17 protein-coding genes and 2 pseudogenes are annotated in these 16217 nt (G+C 37.7%); 16 read left to right on the forward strand and 3 right to left on the reverse strand.

What is annotated here, in order from left to right; genetic code table 11:
- Positions 1–102 precede the first annotated feature (102 nt).
- From BN1243_RS22155 to BN1243_RS15015, 7 genes are all read left to right on the forward strand, one after another.
- Positions 103–270, forward strand: coding sequence for a hypothetical protein (locus BN1243_RS22155; protein WP_154669867.1), 168 nt, complete (start codon positions 103–105; stop codon positions 268–270).
- Between the two features lie 83 nt (positions 271–353).
- Entirely contained in the window at positions 354–485 is a 132-nt protein-coding gene (locus BN1243_RS22885; protein ID WP_268258074.1) for a hypothetical protein, read from the forward strand.
- A gap of 70 nt (positions 486–555) precedes the next feature.
- Positions 556–924 carry a hypothetical protein gene (locus BN1243_RS14995; RefSeq protein ID WP_062108104.1) on the forward strand — a complete coding sequence of 123 codons (369 nt, stop codon included), beginning with the start codon at positions 556–558 and terminating at the stop codon, positions 922–924.
- A gap of 174 nt (positions 925–1098) precedes the next feature.
- Positions 1099–1287 (forward strand): PspC domain-containing protein, encoded by a 189-nt coding sequence (locus BN1243_RS15000; RefSeq protein ID WP_407638892.1) that lies wholly within the window; start codon positions 1099–1101, stop codon positions 1285–1287.
- Positions 1288–1324: 37 nt separating this feature from the next.
- A complete protein-coding gene (locus tag BN1243_RS15005; protein ID WP_062108108.1) occupies positions 1325–1561 on the forward strand; it encodes a hypothetical protein in 237 nt (78 codons plus the stop codon).
- 30 nt (positions 1562–1591) lie between these two features.
- The gene (locus BN1243_RS15010; protein ID WP_230200214.1) at positions 1592–1771 is read left to right on the forward strand and encodes a GNAT family protein; all 180 of its coding nucleotides are present in this window, start codon (positions 1592–1594) and stop codon (positions 1769–1771) included.
- 134 nt (positions 1772–1905) lie between these two features.
- A complete protein-coding gene (locus BN1243_RS15015) occupies positions 1906–2250 on the forward strand; it encodes a hypothetical protein (RefSeq protein ID WP_069201877.1) in 345 nt (114 codons plus the stop codon).
- Between the two features lie 153 nt (positions 2251–2403).
- Here BN1243_RS15015 and BN1243_RS15020 read toward each other — a convergent pair whose 3' ends face one another.
- Together BN1243_RS15020 and BN1243_RS15025 are read right to left on the reverse strand one after the other, a co-directional pair.
- Complete coding sequence (locus BN1243_RS15020; protein WP_062108112.1) at positions 2404–3330, reverse strand: aldo/keto reductase; 927 nt, start codon at positions 3328–3330, stop codon at positions 2404–2406.
- Positions 3331–3452: 122 nt separating this feature from the next.
- A complete protein-coding gene (locus tag BN1243_RS15025) occupies positions 3453–4559 on the reverse strand; it encodes an SGNH/GDSL hydrolase family protein (protein ID WP_230200215.1) in 1107 nt (368 codons plus the stop codon).
- 298 nt (positions 4560–4857) lie between these two features.
- On the opposite strand from BN1243_RS15025, the gene BN1243_RS15030 reads away from it, so the two are divergent.
- The 7 genes from BN1243_RS15030 to BN1243_RS15060 all read left to right on the forward strand — a co-directional run bounded on the left by BN1243_RS15030 (position 4858) and on the right by BN1243_RS15060 (position 13309).
- Complete coding sequence (locus BN1243_RS15030) at positions 4858–5808, forward strand: acetylxylan esterase (protein ID WP_084781947.1); 951 nt, start codon at positions 4858–4860, stop codon at positions 5806–5808.
- A 39-nt stretch (positions 5809–5847) separates the two neighbouring features.
- Positions 5848–7425, forward strand: coding sequence for an FAD-dependent oxidoreductase (locus tag BN1243_RS15035; RefSeq protein WP_062108116.1), 1578 nt, complete (start codon positions 5848–5850; stop codon positions 7423–7425).
- Between the two features lie 28 nt (positions 7426–7453).
- Positions 7454–8299: a Gfo/Idh/MocA family oxidoreductase gene (locus BN1243_RS15040; RefSeq protein ID WP_062108118.1), complete on the forward strand. Its 846-nt coding sequence runs from the start codon at positions 7454–7456 to the stop codon at positions 8297–8299.
- A gap of 108 nt (positions 8300–8407) precedes the next feature.
- Entirely contained in the window at positions 8408–9772 is a 1365-nt protein-coding gene (locus BN1243_RS15045; protein WP_062108120.1) for an ABC transporter substrate-binding protein, read from the forward strand.
- A gap of 141 nt (positions 9773–9913) precedes the next feature.
- The gene (locus tag BN1243_RS15050; RefSeq protein ID WP_062108122.1) at positions 9914–10771 is read left to right on the forward strand and encodes a MurR/RpiR family transcriptional regulator; all 858 of its coding nucleotides are present in this window, start codon (positions 9914–9916) and stop codon (positions 10769–10771) included.
- A gap of 19 nt (positions 10772–10790) precedes the next feature.
- The gene (locus tag BN1243_RS15055) at positions 10791–12359 is read left to right on the forward strand and encodes a DUF4127 family protein (protein WP_062108124.1); all 1569 of its coding nucleotides are present in this window, start codon (positions 10791–10793) and stop codon (positions 12357–12359) included.
- A 20-nt stretch (positions 12360–12379) separates the two neighbouring features.
- Positions 12380–13309, forward strand: coding sequence for an ROK family protein (locus BN1243_RS15060; RefSeq protein WP_062108126.1), 930 nt, complete (start codon positions 12380–12382; stop codon positions 13307–13309).
- Positions 13310–13691: 382 nt separating this feature from the next.
- Here BN1243_RS15060 and BN1243_RS15065 read toward each other — a convergent pair whose 3' ends face one another.
- Positions 13692–15446, reverse strand: coding sequence for a methyl-accepting chemotaxis protein (locus tag BN1243_RS15065; protein ID WP_062108128.1), 1755 nt, complete (start codon positions 15444–15446; stop codon positions 13692–13694).
- 262 nt (positions 15447–15708) lie between these two features.
- On the opposite strand from BN1243_RS15065, the pseudogene BN1243_RS22160 reads away from it, so the two are divergent.
- Positions 15709–15879, forward strand: a pseudogene (locus BN1243_RS22160) (aldo/keto reductase); the annotation flags it as partial.
- 130 nt (positions 15880–16009) lie between these two features.
- Positions 16010–16217 (forward strand): annotated as a pseudogene (locus tag BN1243_RS22370) (RNA-guided endonuclease InsQ/TnpB family protein); the annotation flags it as partial.

Genomic DNA, 16217 nt, shown 5'->3' on the forward strand with positions numbered 1-16217 from the left:
GAATGAGTTAATGCAGGCAGGACTGGAAAAGGGATGGGAATGTTTGTTTCTTATGTCGGTTATTGATAGGAGTATAATAAGGGCAAATGATGTGATACACTAATGGCAATAAATCGAGTTTTAGAAAGACCACAAGACTATACGAGCATTGATTATGATGGCCTTTGGAAGAAGCTGCTTTCTGATTTATTTGAGGAATTTGTGTTATTTTTCGCTCCAGATTTGTTCGAGGATATTGACTTTCTGCGTAAATTCCGATTAGCCAAATAATATATAATCCCCGTGAAGGAGTTCCGTTTGTTATTGTTGAAATATAAGTTGATAAGAGACGAAGAATAGAGAGGAAAGCTAAAATGGCATGGTTATGGGCTTGGTTTGCTTTCTCCCTTGCAGCGGGAGCATTCTATAACACCTATGAAGTAAAAAAGGAGAATAAAGAGTTGAAAGAGAGAATTGAGAGGTTAGAAGAAGAAATATATAAATAGTTTCCACCCATGGAACAATGCATCTAAATTATCGGGGGTGCTCATTATAAAGAAAACCTTTCTATTAATATTGATACTATTCTTGGGAGGATGTTCAAACGGTATTTTTAAAGATACGACCATTACAAGTATCGAAATTATGAAATTTGCTAGCGATTCGCCGAGCCCTGAAGAATACCGGGAGCAAAAGGGAGAGATTATTTCAATCGTTGAATCGGAAAATGAAATTAAGGAAATTATTAATGCCATTGAAAGGGCTAAACAGGAGAGCACTGAAACCGCCAATCTCGCCTTGCCAAATTACCTCCTTCTTTTTAAGGAAAACGAAAATGTCTTCCTAGCATTGGGCTACTATCTTGGTGTTCATTCAAAGGATAGATTCTTCGATATAAGTAAACAAAAAATGTATGAAACAAGTGAACTGAATTTAACCGAATAAAGATAAAAATAGCAGGGTGGTTGATTTATGGCGACAATAAAGGCTTTTATGAAAGAGTTACTTTTCCCGACTTAATTACTAAGCCTGTTCTTAATTGTACGCTTAAAATGAAACATTTCGATTTTTCATTCGTAAAGATTTAATAAGATAATGATTTTATTAAAATTAGGGGTGATGGCATTGAATCGAAAATTAACAAGGTCTTCAACAGATCGAGCAGTAACTGGAGTATGCGGAGGCATTGCTGAATATTTAGGTATGTCATCTTTGGCTGTACGACTTATTTTCATTTTCTTGCCAGTTAATTTGCTTATTTATATCGTTCTCTTGGTTTCCCTCCCAGAAAGTCCCCGATCATTGTAACAAACGTTGGTTTCTTTATAGAAAGGTGGTTTTTTGAATGTCATTAAGTTTGAATGAAAGTTACAAATCGTTCTTTTGGAAAAGGTTCCTTACTTTGTTTATTCCTATTTTTTTAATTGGTATTATTTCGGAGCCCTATTTAACCCAAAATCCTTTCAATTCCCTTGAAGATTATGGAGAATTCCTTTTCTTTTTACTGCTATATATTTTTGTACTCTCTGGAATAGCTGCCTTTGTTACATCTTTAACTTGGAGATTAAGACAAGATAAATAATCGGTTAATAAGGCGGGGGCATGTTAGAAAATGAAGATTATAAAGTTTAGAGAAACTGATACCGAAGAGATTGTAAGTTTATTTTATAAAACCGTTCATTCAATAAATTCAAAGGACTATTTCCAACAAGAATTGGATGCCTGGGCACCAGAAGATGAAAAAAACTCCAAAGTTGAATCTTGGAAGGTTTCGTTAAGCGCGAGAAGATAGTTACTACATTAAAAGGCAACATTTCCAAAAATGGAGCTAAATTTGATCTGGAGTGAATTCTCTCTGCTCCCACACTAAGGGGGTCAGTATGGAGTCGTTTTCTCAAAATGCCAATATTAGAAAGAGGGAGGCCCTTGAAAGTAGCTATTGATTCCCTTGTAATTTTTTTTATTGCGTGGGGAATACCCGTATTCATGGTTACTAGAGTTTATTTGAAGATGGGTACCGACGATAAAAAGTCAGTAAGGAATGATTTTAGTTCAAAACAGTTTATTTTTACAACTGGCTTTTTTTTAATAGGTGTATTCCTCATTCATCTAGGCGCTACATTCACTGTCAATATGATTAAAGTGATGGGGCTTGTTTTGTTTAGTGTAGGCGGTTTCTTTACAATATTAGATTCATGGAATAAAAGTAAAATTAGAAGTTTACTATTTCTTATTTTAGTTTCCTCTGTAGTCTTCTTGAATGTCATTTAACTTGAACGAGAGGGGAGATTCGGGCTTTCGTAAGGTCATCAATAGCCGTACTTTTTATAATCCCAAATTCAATTTTAAACTAATAAAACAGAGGATGCCCAACTTTGGGACACCCTCTAAATGCTTTCAGAAACTAGCTTCCATAAAAGTGATTTATGGCACCATATTCCCCGCTGCTTTATAAATCTGATACCACTCATCTCTAGTCAATGGGATTTCAGACCCTGCGCATGCATCTTTTAATCTTTGGGCATTCGTTGTTCCAAGCACAACTTGCATATTGGCAGGATGGCGAGTAATCCATGCGGTTGCAATCGCTGTGTTCGTCACTCCATACTTTTCAGCAATCCGATCAATGACTTCATTTAACTTAGGGAATTTCTCTAAATCGCCAAGGAATGGCCCTTCGAAAAATCCATTTTGATAAGGAGACCAAGCTTGGATCGTTATATCATTTAATCGGCAATACTCTAATACACTGCCGTCACGGTTAACAGATTGATCGATATTCATATTTACGGCAATCCCCGAGTCAATAATAGGTGTATGAGCAATGCTTAATTGCAATTGGTTCACAACTAATTTTTGAGAAACATATTTTTGCAGCAACTCGATTTGCATTGGATTATGATTAGATACGCCAAAATAATGAACCTTACCACTGTTATGTAGCTCATCGAAAGCCTCTGCTACTTCTTCTGGTTCCATTAATGGATCTGGACGGTGTAGTAGTAAAATATCAAGATAATCCGTTTTTAGACGTTTTAAAATGCCATCAACCGATTTGAGAATATGCTCTTTGGAAAAATCGAAGTAATTATCTTTAGACACAATGCCACACTTGCTTTGTAAAATCATTTTTTCTCTTGTACTTGGATTCATTTCAATGGCATCAGCAAATAATTCTTCACTTTCACCGCCGCCATATATATCCGCATGATCAAAGAAATTAATTCCTTCTTCCATTGCTGTTCTAATCAGTTTTTCCAGTTCCGTCTTTGAAAGCTGTGGAATACGCATATTCCCCATGACTATATTCGAAACATTTAAATTGGTACCTTTAATTGGAAAGTACTTCATACAAAAGAACCTCCTTCAATTTTTCTTACTATATCAATACACCAAAGTTTAAGGAGAAGGTCAATTATTAAGTAATTAAGATTTGAAAAAACTTTTGACACTGAACCGTTCACTCGCTGAATCTATTGAAGAATCTTCTCAATCACAGAAGTTAATTGATCCGCCATGCTCATAAAACCTAAATCAGTTGGGTGTACCCCATCCACTGTTTTTTCATCCCAATGACTTCCTAATAAATGTGTTCCTTCATAAAAATAAATCTTCTCATCACCGCTCTCTTGTGATTTTTGGATGAGCTGCTTTTGAAATTCTAATCGATCCATTCTCTCGCGATAAAGGTCATGATTCACGATTTCTTGTGAATAAGGAAATTTAGAGATGACTAGAATTGGAACTTCTGGATGGACTTCACGGTAAATTTCAATGAACTTTGGTAATGTTTCTTTATATAATTGGGTACTTACACAGTTAGGTTCATAATCTAGCACAAGACAGGCAGGATCGTTAATCTCACTGATCAGTCTTGCCAGATTAGCCTCACCCTTTCCATTTCCAGAAAATCCAAGATTAATAAATTCTTGATTTATTCTGCGACTTAGAATGTTGGTATAGGCCATTCCAGGTCGAGAAGCACAGCCACCTTGTAAAATGGAGGTACCATAGAAAATCAATTTTTTATCATTATCGTATTCAGGCGGGGCTTGGATCGATGCTTGGTGATTCATCCCGATCCATACTTCCTCTACTCCTTGATAAAGTGGGAAGTGGAGGGTAACGTTGATTAAATCATTTTCATTTCGCTCGAATAGAGCAACTTCAAAGTGATCCTGCGTGTGATCGTATTTAGTCACACTGCAAAATTGTTGTTTCCCGGGCTCTCCAATATAACAATCAAAGCCACACTGTCCAGTTGCAGGCATATGATTCATATTCGCCTTACCTTGGAGCTTTACTTTAATTGCCAGTTTTACCGCATTTGTTTGAAACCGGATTTGGCCTCCTGCTGTGCAGTTAGCTAAAATATCAACTTGCTCAGGGATTTCATATTTAGGCTGCTTTGGCAAACGGCGATATATTTTTTCTTCTTGAAGCCAAGCAAACCCATTGATTTGGAAGGGAGACTCTTTTGGGTCATACCAAACCATTTTATTATCCTGTATCTCTTTTATACCCATATTTTTATCTAACTTCTCAACATTAATTTGGGTTTGTTCCACGTTTCTTGGCAAATAGATCCCTCTTTTCAGTCTATTTAAATAGAAAAATCATTTCGTTATATTTATTATTCAAGTTTATTTTTAGAAATCCTTCAAAAGTTAGTAGGTAGAAAGTGGCGATTTAAGTGTTGTGGAAATTGGATATTTATTAATATAGAGAGCAATGGAACTGCATTTTTAAATTTTCAGAAATAACTTTACAAGTAGTAATTGAATCGATAAGATGGTAATGTAATCCAAAATCCAATGAGATTTAGAAGGATTATTCCTTTTTGCAGCAAAAAATGATTGGCATTGGTTGGTGAATGAAATGATGCGACATATTAACAATTTAGTAAAGGAACTAGAGGCGTATAAGCCAGAATTAACAAAAAAGGGTGACCATGATTCCTTTTGGAAGCGCTCACTATACGAAGCAAGGAAGCGCCCCCTTAATGAAATATTAAGGGACCTTGAATATCCGATAAAACAAGCACAAGCCTTTGAGCTCAACTATCATGGATTTGATGAAACACCGATACAGGCCTATTATATAGTGCCTCGGGACCATGAAGGGCATTTGCCTTGTATCGTCTTCTTTCATGGTTATGGGGGAAGTAAAGGTTCTGTTTCCGATTATATGAAGTGGATTATTCAAGGTTATGCTGTTATGGCAGTTGACTGCAGAGGGCAAGGGAGAAGTGGTGACTTTTCCAATTATTCTTCGGATGAAATGGGGACTTGGGTTACAAAAGGTATTCTTGATAAAGAAGAGTACTATTATCGTAAAGTCTATATTGATAGTGTTCGTGCAATAGACTTTGCCTGCTCAAGGCCAGAGATTGATTCAGAGCGAATCGCTATTATGGGGGGAAGCATGGGCGGAGGTATTACGTTAGCTGTAGCCGGTCTCGATCAACGACCAAAGTTGGCAGTTGCAGATGTTCCTAATATGTGTGATCTCGGGCTAGCAATGCAGCAAAAGTTTGAAGGATCATTAACATATGTTGAAAAATTTTTACATCGTCACCCCGAGTATATCGAGCAAGTGTATGATAATTTAACTTACTTCGATAACTTAAATCACGCAGGAAATATACGATGTCGGATTAGAATGTCTGCTGGGCTAAAGGATCTTATTTGCCCGCCTAAACCGATATTTGGTGTATATAATCACATCGATGCCCCTAAATCTATAGAGGTTCTTCCATTCTCAGGTCACGACACGAATATTGTGAGTCATATTGATCATACAATAGCATTTGTGAATCAGTATTTATAGTTTTATTAAAATAGATTAATAATGAAAGGGGTTTTATGAATGTCTATAATCGAAAAGTCCTCTGATATCGTTATTATTGGCGGCAGTACAGGGGGATGTGCAGCTGCACTTGCTGCTGCAAAAGCTGGATGTAAGGTTATAATGACTGAAGAAACAAAGTGGATTGGTGGTCAGTTGACGAATCAAGCTGTTCCTCCTGATGAACATCAGTGGATTGAGCAATTTGGCTGTACACGTAGTTATCGACATTTCAGAAATGGAGTAAGAAACTATTATCGCAGTAACTTTCCTTTAACAGAACAGGCTAGAAAGGCGTCTATCTTTAATCCTGGGAATGCTAATGTAAGTCGAGTCTCTCATGAGCCACGGGTAGCATTAGCCGTCATTAGGGATATGTTAGCTCCTTATATTCATAGCGGGAAATTGATCATTATGACGGAAACAAAAGTACGATCTGCTGAAGTTAATGGTGATGATGTCGAAGCGATCGAAGTGGAAAATCTGCCAACGAATCAGCGTTATATATTAACCGCTCCTTATTTCCTTGATGCAACGGATATGGGGGACGTATTGCCTCTTGCAGGTGTTGAATATGTTACAGGTGCTGAGTCTCAGAAAGATACGGGTGAGCCGCATGCATTGGCAGGAGAAGCTGATCCGATGGATATGCAAGCGATTACTCATTGCTTTGCGATTGATTATGTAGAAGGTGAAGATTTTACAATAGAAAAGCCAAAAGATTATAGCTTCTGGAGGAATTATCAAGCACCTTTTTGGCCAAATAAACAACTGAATTGGACAGGAGTTAGTCCCATTACGTTAAATCCAGTTACATACGGATTATTCGAGGATGGAGAAAAGTTCTCATTATGGAAGTATCGGAGATTAATAGATCGCTCTAACTTTGAAGAAGGTTTATATGAAGGAGATATTTCACTCATTAACTGGCCACAGAATGATTATTGGTTAGGGTCGATCATTGATGTTAGTGAGGAAGAAAAGCAAAAGCATCTTGACTATGCGAAACAACTTAGTTTGTCTCTTCTTTATTGGTTGCAGACTGAAGCCCCAAGACCAGATGGAAAACAAGGCTATCCAGGCTTAAGATTACGCCCAGACGTAGTCGGAACTGAAGATGGTTTGGCGATGTTTCCTTATATAAGAGAGTCAAGAAGGATTAAAGCGGAATTTACTGTTACGGAAAACCACATTGGGACAGAAGCTAGAGGGGGAGCTGGTGCGGAGGTCTTTAAAGATTCAGTCGGAATCGGCAGTTATCGGATTGATTTACACCCTAGTACTGGATTACGCACGTTTATTGATATTTCCAGTCTCCCATTTCAAATTCCTTTAGGAAGCCTGATCCCGATTAGGGTGAATAATTTACTTCCTGCCAGTAAGAACTTAGGTGTTACTCATATTACAAATGGTTGTTACCGATTACATCCAGTAGAGTGGAATATTGGTGAGGCGAGCGGATATTTGGCAGCTTATTGTCTACAAAATCGTGTTCAACCGCGTCAAGTCCGCAATGAGGAGCAACTATTAAAGGACTTTCAGAATTTGCTAGTTCAAGAAGGAATCGAACTAAAATGGCCGTCTGTTCACCCAGTTTAAGATTCAAAAGAGAGTGGGGAGATTTTTGATGAAAAAAATTGGCTTTATCGATTTTTATTTAGATGAATGGCATGCCAACAACTACCCAACTTGGATTAGGGAAAATGCTAAAGCGACAGGGCGGAAAGTAGATATTTCTTACGCTTGGGCAGAGATAGATAACCCGAATGGACTTAATACGGCTGAATGGTGTGCCGGGAATCAGGTGCAAGCACTAGCATCAATTGAAGAGGTTGTAGAGCAAGCGGACTATCTCATAGTGCTTTCTCCAGATCATCCCGAACATCATGAACGGTTAGGAAAAATGGCCCTGATGTCTGGAAAACCAGTCTATATGGATAAAACTTTTTCCCCAGATCTTAATTCGGGGAAACGAATGTTTGAACTGGCAGAAAAATATAAAACACCTTTATTCTCTAGCTCGGCATTACGTTTTTCCAAAGAGCTTGAAGATTATCGGAACAAAATGATTACATCTATTTCAACTACAGGGCCGGGTACTTTTGAACATTACTCTGTTCACCAATTTGAAATGATTGTTGCCTTAATGGGTACAGGTGCAAAGAGAATGAAAAGTCTATCAGTAAATGATAGCAGGTTATTAGTAATCGAATATGGAGATGGGCGACAAGCTACGTTTTCACAATTACAACAGGCGCCTTTTCAAGTTCATATCCAGCTAAATAGCGGGGAAAGTGTATGGATTCCCGAATGTACCGAAATGGTTCCGAAACTCATGGACTCTATTCTAGTATTCTTTGAAACAGGCATCCCTCCCGTACCTATGGAAGAAACATTAGAGATCATGGCGCTTATTGATGCAGGCAAAAAGGCCATAGCGCAGCGAGATTCATGGGTTAAGGTTGTTATTTAAACTCAATTCCTAAATACAGCAGGGGGGTGATCCTGATGTAGTAGGAAATCTAAAGGTTTTTAAGGAGTAAATAATGTAAAACATGTGATGATTAGGGAGGAGAAATGAATGATAAAGAATTCGTCGAGAAGAAAATGGTTGATGTTATTTACACTGATTTTCATGGCGGTTTTTCTCGCCGCGTGTTCGGATAAGTCTAACAGTGAGCCAAATAATGAACCTCCTGACAATGAAACTGAAGGTTCAGATACCGAAGTAGCAAATGAGGAAAATAAAGATCCTGTAACAATTAAAATAGCTTATGCTTTTGGTGAAGAATCATTCCATGGCAGATTTGACCATATTGATGAGAAGTTGGAAAACATTAATATCGAATATGTCCCTTATGCCAACACCTTAGAATCGCTTCAGGAAATTTATGCAAATAACATTCAACCAGATATTATCATTCAATACAATGATATGACTCCAGTTAGGGAACTTGATGTTATAGAGCCGATAGACGAATTGGCGGAAAAGCATGGTTTAGATTTAAACACCCTACGTCCATCACTTGTTGCCTATATTCGCTCACTTGATGAGGAAGGCAAAATGATAGGATTACCAGACGGTTCATCACATGTAGCCTTATATTACAACAAAGAAATATTTGACCTATTTGGCGTGGAGTATCCCGATCCTAATAAAATTTTAACTTGGGATGAAGTATTTGATTTGGCTAAGCAAATGACAGGAGAAAGAAATGGCCAAGAATATGTTGGTTTTGAATTTTCTTGGGGAAATGCAGGTGCAGGTGCTTTAATGCCACTAAGAGAATTCGCGATGAATATAACGGATCCAGAGACAGGGAAACTATTATTTAATGAGCGACCAGAGTTTAAGAAATATTTTGATATGATGGATACCTTTTATAGTATTCCTGGAATTTATAATGCTGAAACAGAGGGTTCCTGCCTGTTTTGTGAAAGAAGAGCAGCGATGGCAGTCGCTTCAAATGTGTACCTAAGTCCTACAATCGGTGAACTAGAAACTACAGAAGATATGGATATGTTGCCTGTTCCAGCTTGGTCGGACGATCCTAATACAACTCCATATTTAGGAAGTTCGCCGATGATCATCACCAATTATAGTGAACATAAAGATGAAGCATTTCAAGTGCTGATGGAATATATATCTCCTGAGAATCAGTTGAAAATGGTCCAAAATGGTTCATCTGCAAGTGTACTCGAAGACCCAGAAATTTTAACAAAGTTTGCGGCGGATAATGAATATTATACAGATAAAAATCGAGAAGCTTGGTTTACAGGTGATCCAGCTTTATACGATGAAACACAAAGCCGGTGGGATATACTTGTCGATATCAACAGTGCCTTAAAGAAATTGGCTGAAACAGATATTGATGTCAACACGCTCATGCGAGAGTTAGAAGAAGAATCGAATGCGAAGATCCAAGATGCGATGTCACAAAAGTAGACTGTGAAATTCTCAATACTCAAAGGATGATCAATATCCTTTGAGTATTGAGTAGTTCGAGAAAATGGAGAAGTATTTTTTCCAATCTTGGTTCGTTACGTAAACTAAAATGGCACATGAAATTAAGGAGTAGGAATAAATATGAATAGGGTGAATTCGATTAGTCCAGATATAATGATCACTAGTATTTATCATTCGTTAACGAAGTCGGAACAAAAAGTAGCTGATGTTGTAAAGGTTAACTTGAAGGATTCCGTTTATTGGTCGGTTTCCGATCTCGCTGAACATGCGGGGGTTGGCGAGACAACCGTTATTCGATTTTGCAGAAAGCTTGGTTATCGCGGGTATCAGGACTTTAAACTCGCTGTTGCTCAAAACAAGGTAGATACGAAACAACAAGAGTTTGGAGAAATACTAGAAACGGATAGTGTAGAGGTTTTAGCTCAAAAAATTACAGCTGAGAATAGGAATATTTTGCAAAATACTTTAAGGCTTGTTCAAACGGAAAATATTGAAAAAGCAGCCCAACATATTATTCAAGCAAAAACGGTTTATATTTTCGGAGTAGGAACTTCTGGAATTATGGCTCAACAGGCAAATTATCGTCTAATGAGATTAGGTTTTAATACAAAATACGCAACGGATTCTCATATTATTGCCATGAATTGTTCTCTAACGAAAGAGGAAGATGTAGTTATAGGAATTTCTACTTCCGGCAGTACAAAAGACCTTGTCGATGCAATTGAAATTGCAGATAAAACTCATGCACGAGTAATCTGTGTTACTAATTATATGAAATCCCCGATTACAAAGTTTGCAGATGTTGTACTATTAACCTCCGCAAAGGAAAGTCCACTACATGGAGGCGCCTTTTCGTCTCTTATTTCACAAATGCATGTGTTAGATATTTTAACAAGATACATAGAATTACAGAAAAAAGAACAATCCATGATTGCTTTACAAAAGACGGCAAAATCTGTCTCGGATAAATTGTATTAAGACATTAAGGAGGTCTATCATGAAAAATGTTGTTTATGTACCACTCGATGAACGCCCATGTAACTATCAATATCCTAAAAGTTTAGCAAGTATGACGGATATTGAGATGGTTATTCCTGATCGTGAAATGTTAGGAAATATGAAAGTACCCGCTAATGTCCCTTACTTATTAGATTGGATTAGTAAGGAAGCGCAGACAGCAAGTCATTTAATTGTGTCTATTGATATGCTTGTTTATGGGGGAATTGTGCCTTCTAGACTACATCAACTAAGTGCTGATGAATGTCTAACAAGACTCGGTATTTTGCGAAAGATTAAAAAGCAAAATCCAGATTTGCGAATATTTGCATACGACTTAATAATGAGGGTTCCTGCTTATAATAGCAGTGAAGAAGAACCTGATTATTATGAGGAGTTTGGAGAACGAATTTTCCGCCTAGGCTGGCTATATGATAAAAGGGACCAGAATTTATTGAACAGTGAAGATCAAATAGAATTAGCAAGACTGGAAAAGGAGATCCCTGTTACGATCCAAGAAGATTACCTAGGACGCAGAAGGAAGAACTTTTCCATTACGCAAGAAGTGTTACAACTTGTTGATAATAATATTATCGATTATTTGATTATTCCATTAGATGATAATTCTCCGTTTGGCTTTACGGCGAAAGAACAAAGGCAACTCATGTATACTGTCGACCGGCTCAACTTAATAGATAAAATTAATATTTATCCTGGTGCAGATGAAATTGCCTGTACACTATTTTCTCGAGTCTTTTGCGAAATCTATCAATACACCCCTGAAATATTTATTCGTTATTCTTCAACGAATGGTCCTTTCATTATTCCAAGATATGAAGACCGCATTCTATCAGAAAGTATTAAATCTCACATTTCATCTGCGGGTGGGGTAATTGTTTACGATGAAAGAGATAATAATCTTATTTTGATGGTTCATGCACCTGCTCGAGGGCAAAAAGAAATGGCAGAATCCAGTTTTACGCTTGAAGGGAGACACCGTACCTATTTCTCAGAAGTGAATATTCGAGAGTTTGTCCAAGCGATGTCACATTATTTGAGAAAAAGAAAGAATGTAGCACTTGCTGATGTAGCAGTTAGTAATGGAGCGGATCATTCCCTCATGCAATTACTAGGGAAAAAGGGATTGCTAGAGGAGCTGCTGGCGTATGCGGGTTGGAATACAAATGGTAATACAGTGGGGACAGTCATTGCTCATGCAATAATTGCTTCCTATTATAACCAAAGCAACATTGAGAAAACGGCTGATCACGAAGAAAAGAGTAGAGGTTTTTATTACTCTCGACTTGTTGAAGACTGGGGTTATCAGACGCTTGTTCGTAAACATATTTCGGATACAGTTCTGCCTTCATTGGGCATAACACCAAGGTGTTTAGGTGATCATCTAAATGAAGTGACACAAGCGGTAGAAGATCGATTGAATGAATTTATTCAAACTAACTTAGCAGTTATTAAAGAGCATAAGCTTCAACTAGATGCAGTTCATTTACCATGGAAGAGAATGTTTGAAGTTGGCTTTGAGTTAAAGCTTGTACAACAAGAGTTAGTATGATGTAGGTGGGGGTGACTGAAATGGAATATAGCATTGGTATTGATATTGGCGGGACAAAAATTGCTGCAGGAATCATTAGTAAAGAAGGGGAAGTTGTACATAAGAGTACAGTACCGACACCGTCAATGGGAAAAGACGAGATTTTAAGTCTATTAAAAGAGATTATCCAAAACCTATTAGAATGGGCGGCCGATCAGCAATTAGCTCTTGAAGGAATTGGAATAGGCACTGCTGGTCAAGTGGGCTTTTTCGAAGGAAAGATTGTGTCGGGAACACCCAATATTAAAAATTGGAATGGAGTTCCTTTACGAGACGAGATCCAAGCATATACCGATTTGCCTATATATATAGATAATGACGTGAATGTCTTGACATTAGCTGAATATCAATTTGGCGCAGCTAAGGGCTGTGAAGAAGTGATTTGCTTAGCGCTTGGAACGGGTGTTGGCGGTGGAGTTCTAACAAAGGGAGAGTTAATCCGTGGTACATGGGGCGGCGGTGCTGAGCTAGGTCACATGACTATTGATATGAATGGAAAAGAATGTAATTGCGGATTGCGTGGTTGTTTAGAAACATACGCATCAGGGACATGGATTGCAAAAAGAATGCAAGAGTTGTTGGAAGAGAGTGGGCTAGATTCAAATATTACAAGTTATGATGTTATTCGCTTGTATCATGAGGAAGACGAAATGGCAGGACAAGTCATTCAAACAATGATTCGTGGGTTGGCGAATGGAATTGTCAACCTCATTCATCTTTTTAACCCCCAAGTAGTTGTGTTGGGTGGCGGGGTTATGAGTAACGGCCAGTGGATTATTGATTTATTAAAGGACGAAATGAAGACAATGGGAATGCGTTCTCTTGTGGATGATGTTGAAATTAGACAATCAGAATTGCATAATGATTCTGGTTTAATTGGAGCAGCTATCCAGACGTGGTTGTATAAGTAATATAGGAGGATTGTTAGGAGCAAGGTCTAATTTTGGGCCTTGCTTCTTTCATGGCAGTTAGTCACGAAAGAAATGTAGCCAAAGGGACGATGCCAGTCATGGCCCATATCCGTGGGAAAATGCGGCCAAAGGGCCATGACACCGTCAGTCAAATCCCATTTCGTTGAAAAAGTACAGCCCAAGAGCCATGACACCGCCAGTCATGCCCCATTTCGTTGAAAAAGTATAGCCCAAGGGCCATGACACCGCCAGTCAAATCCCATTTCCTTAAAGAACTTTTTCTTCCCTAGCTAAGCAAAATGATGGGGTCAATATATTATCCTTATCAAAGTAAAATACAAAAGCGCCCTAGAGTGGTTTAATCACTTGGACGCTTTTAAAGTCAGGACGAAAACTTAAATTTCCCAATTTGATTTTGTAACTCTTCAGACAGGATAGATAAAGAGTTTGCAGATGAAGCAATTTCCTCCATAGAGGCAAGCTGCTCTTCTGATGAAGCTGAAACAGTTTGTGCACCAGCAGCAGCTTCATTGGCAACGGCTTTGACCATTTCCACAGAATGGACTACCTGTTCCGCCCCTGCTGCCATTTGTTCAACAGCTGCAGATACTTCTTCAACCTGTGAAGCTACATTACTAACGGATTGCTCAATTTGTTGAAACGACTGCCCAGCGGAATGAACGTATTCCAACCCTTCTATAACTTCTTTCGTCGTAGATTTCATGGATTGGGCGGCTTTTCCAGACTCTGTTTGAATGTTTGAGATTAAATTTGAAATTTGCATTGCTGAGTGGGCCGATTGTTCCGCTAATTTCCGCACTTCATCTGCAACGACGGCAAATCCCTTCCCATGGTCACCAGCTCTTGCCGCTTCAATCGCAGCATTTAAGGCTAATAGATTTGTTTGATCAGCGATATCTGTAATCACTCGGACAATTTGCCCGATTTCTTTTGAATGTGTACCTAGAGTCGCAATGACAGTAGAGAGATCATTAACAGACTGATGAATAGATTCCATTTGTTCTACGGAAACCCTTACACTTTCGTTTCCTTGGTTTGCTTTTTCCGCAGCTTCATGGGCTGTCATTAGAACAGCTTCAGAGCTCGTCGCTATTTGTTGAGTTGTAGTCGCTAATTGATTAATAATTTCTGATGTTTCATCAATACTTTTGACCTGTTGGTCTGATCCAAGAGATAAATGTTGCACTGTAGTAGTGACTTCCTCACTCGCCTTACTACTTTGCTCCGCGCTTGCTGATAACTCCTCAGATGATGCAGCGACCTGTTCCGCTGTTAATTGAACTTGCATAACTAGAGATTGCAAGTTTTGTACCATTGTATTGATAGATTCGGATAATTGTGTGACCTCATCCCGTGCTTTTTCCTTGATTTTCTTCTTGATTTTGTCCTTTTTCTTCACCTTTTTAGGTGTGATTAAATCCAATGGTTTAGTCGTTAAGTCACCCTCTGCTACTCGAGCCGCAATATTCGTTAAAGACTGGAGTGGCCTGATTTTACGCCTTAAAAAGTAGAAAGAGACTAAAATATTTAAGATCATAATGACTATAAGAGCAATTGTAATAAGTAAGCTAATTGTAGTAGTTTTTAATGATTTATCCGCCTGTGACTGTGCATATGCATTTAATTTTGTATTGAATTCATCTATTAGAGATTCAATATTAGCCCTAATTTCAATATAATTGCCTTTATGTAAAGCGGCACGAGCGAATTCTAGACTAGTTTTATTTTTAACCGAATTTAGTGCTTCCTTTTCAATTTCATTCATTTTAATGGATTCATCAAAAGCAGCACTAAAGATGGAGAATAGTTCCTGGGGGGCTTCCAGTTTTATCAATTGATCCAATGACTTTTCCTTTGTTTTCGTTATCTTTGACTCTTGATAATATTCATCATAATAGCGTTCCTCACCATATTGAACATAAATTCGTGCAGTATTGGTTAGGAAATCTATTGAGCTTCTAAAATTATCTGCAGCATTTTGATATTGGTGTTGTTTTTCAATCGCATCTTCTCTTTCTTGCACCGCCTGAAAAAGAAAATATAAACAACAGCCACTAATAATAGAGAAAATAATCGTAAGTATACTTAATCTAGTTAGCAAAGTTGATATTTTCATTTATTCGGTCCGCCTTTCTTAAAGTTTGAAATTTAAATACCTCTACTGATTTTAACTTCCAATCACTTAATGAAAGCCTTGTCATAATGTTGTGTACTTGCTGCCCCCTTAATAAAATTTTATTGTAAATGAATAAACAGGTAAAAGTGTTTAAGACTTTTATCATAGTTCGATAATATTATACTATCATTTATTATTAGAAAATAAAGGAAAATTATTAATTTTAGAGAAATGTTTAAGTAGAAAAAAGGAGGAAGAGACAATGACTAAAACTGTACGCTTAGGAAGAACAGATTTGTATGTTAATCCAATAGGACTAGGTACGAATGCTGTAGGAGGGAAAAGCATTCATGTTAAGGATGACGCTGGGAGAAGTATCGTCCAAACGGCGATTGAAAACGGAGTGAATTTCTTAGATACCGCTTTTATTTATGATTAAGCCGAGAACACCTGTGACTTCAGTCGCGGGATGAATCGGCTTATTTTGTTATAAATTAGCATGTAATAGATTGCAAACATATGTTCTGTATAGTAAAATAATAGTATGGAAACGAGGTGATAAAATGGAACGAGATGAAGGAAAGGAATATCGTACCTATCAAATGGATGTGAAAAAAGGCCATCGTCTATTTTCCTATTTTGAAGAATTATGTGCAAACGGCAACAACTTATACAATCTAACAAACTTCTATATTAGGCAGGTTTACACCGCTTTGAAAAGTGATAAACCACTGCAACCATTGCAGAGAGAAGTGTTAGAAACCATTTATC

This window comes from Bacillus niameyensis (assembly GCF_001375535.1).
Taxonomy (GTDB): Bacteria; Bacillota; Bacilli; order Bacillales; family Bacillaceae_C; genus Lederbergia; species Lederbergia niameyensis.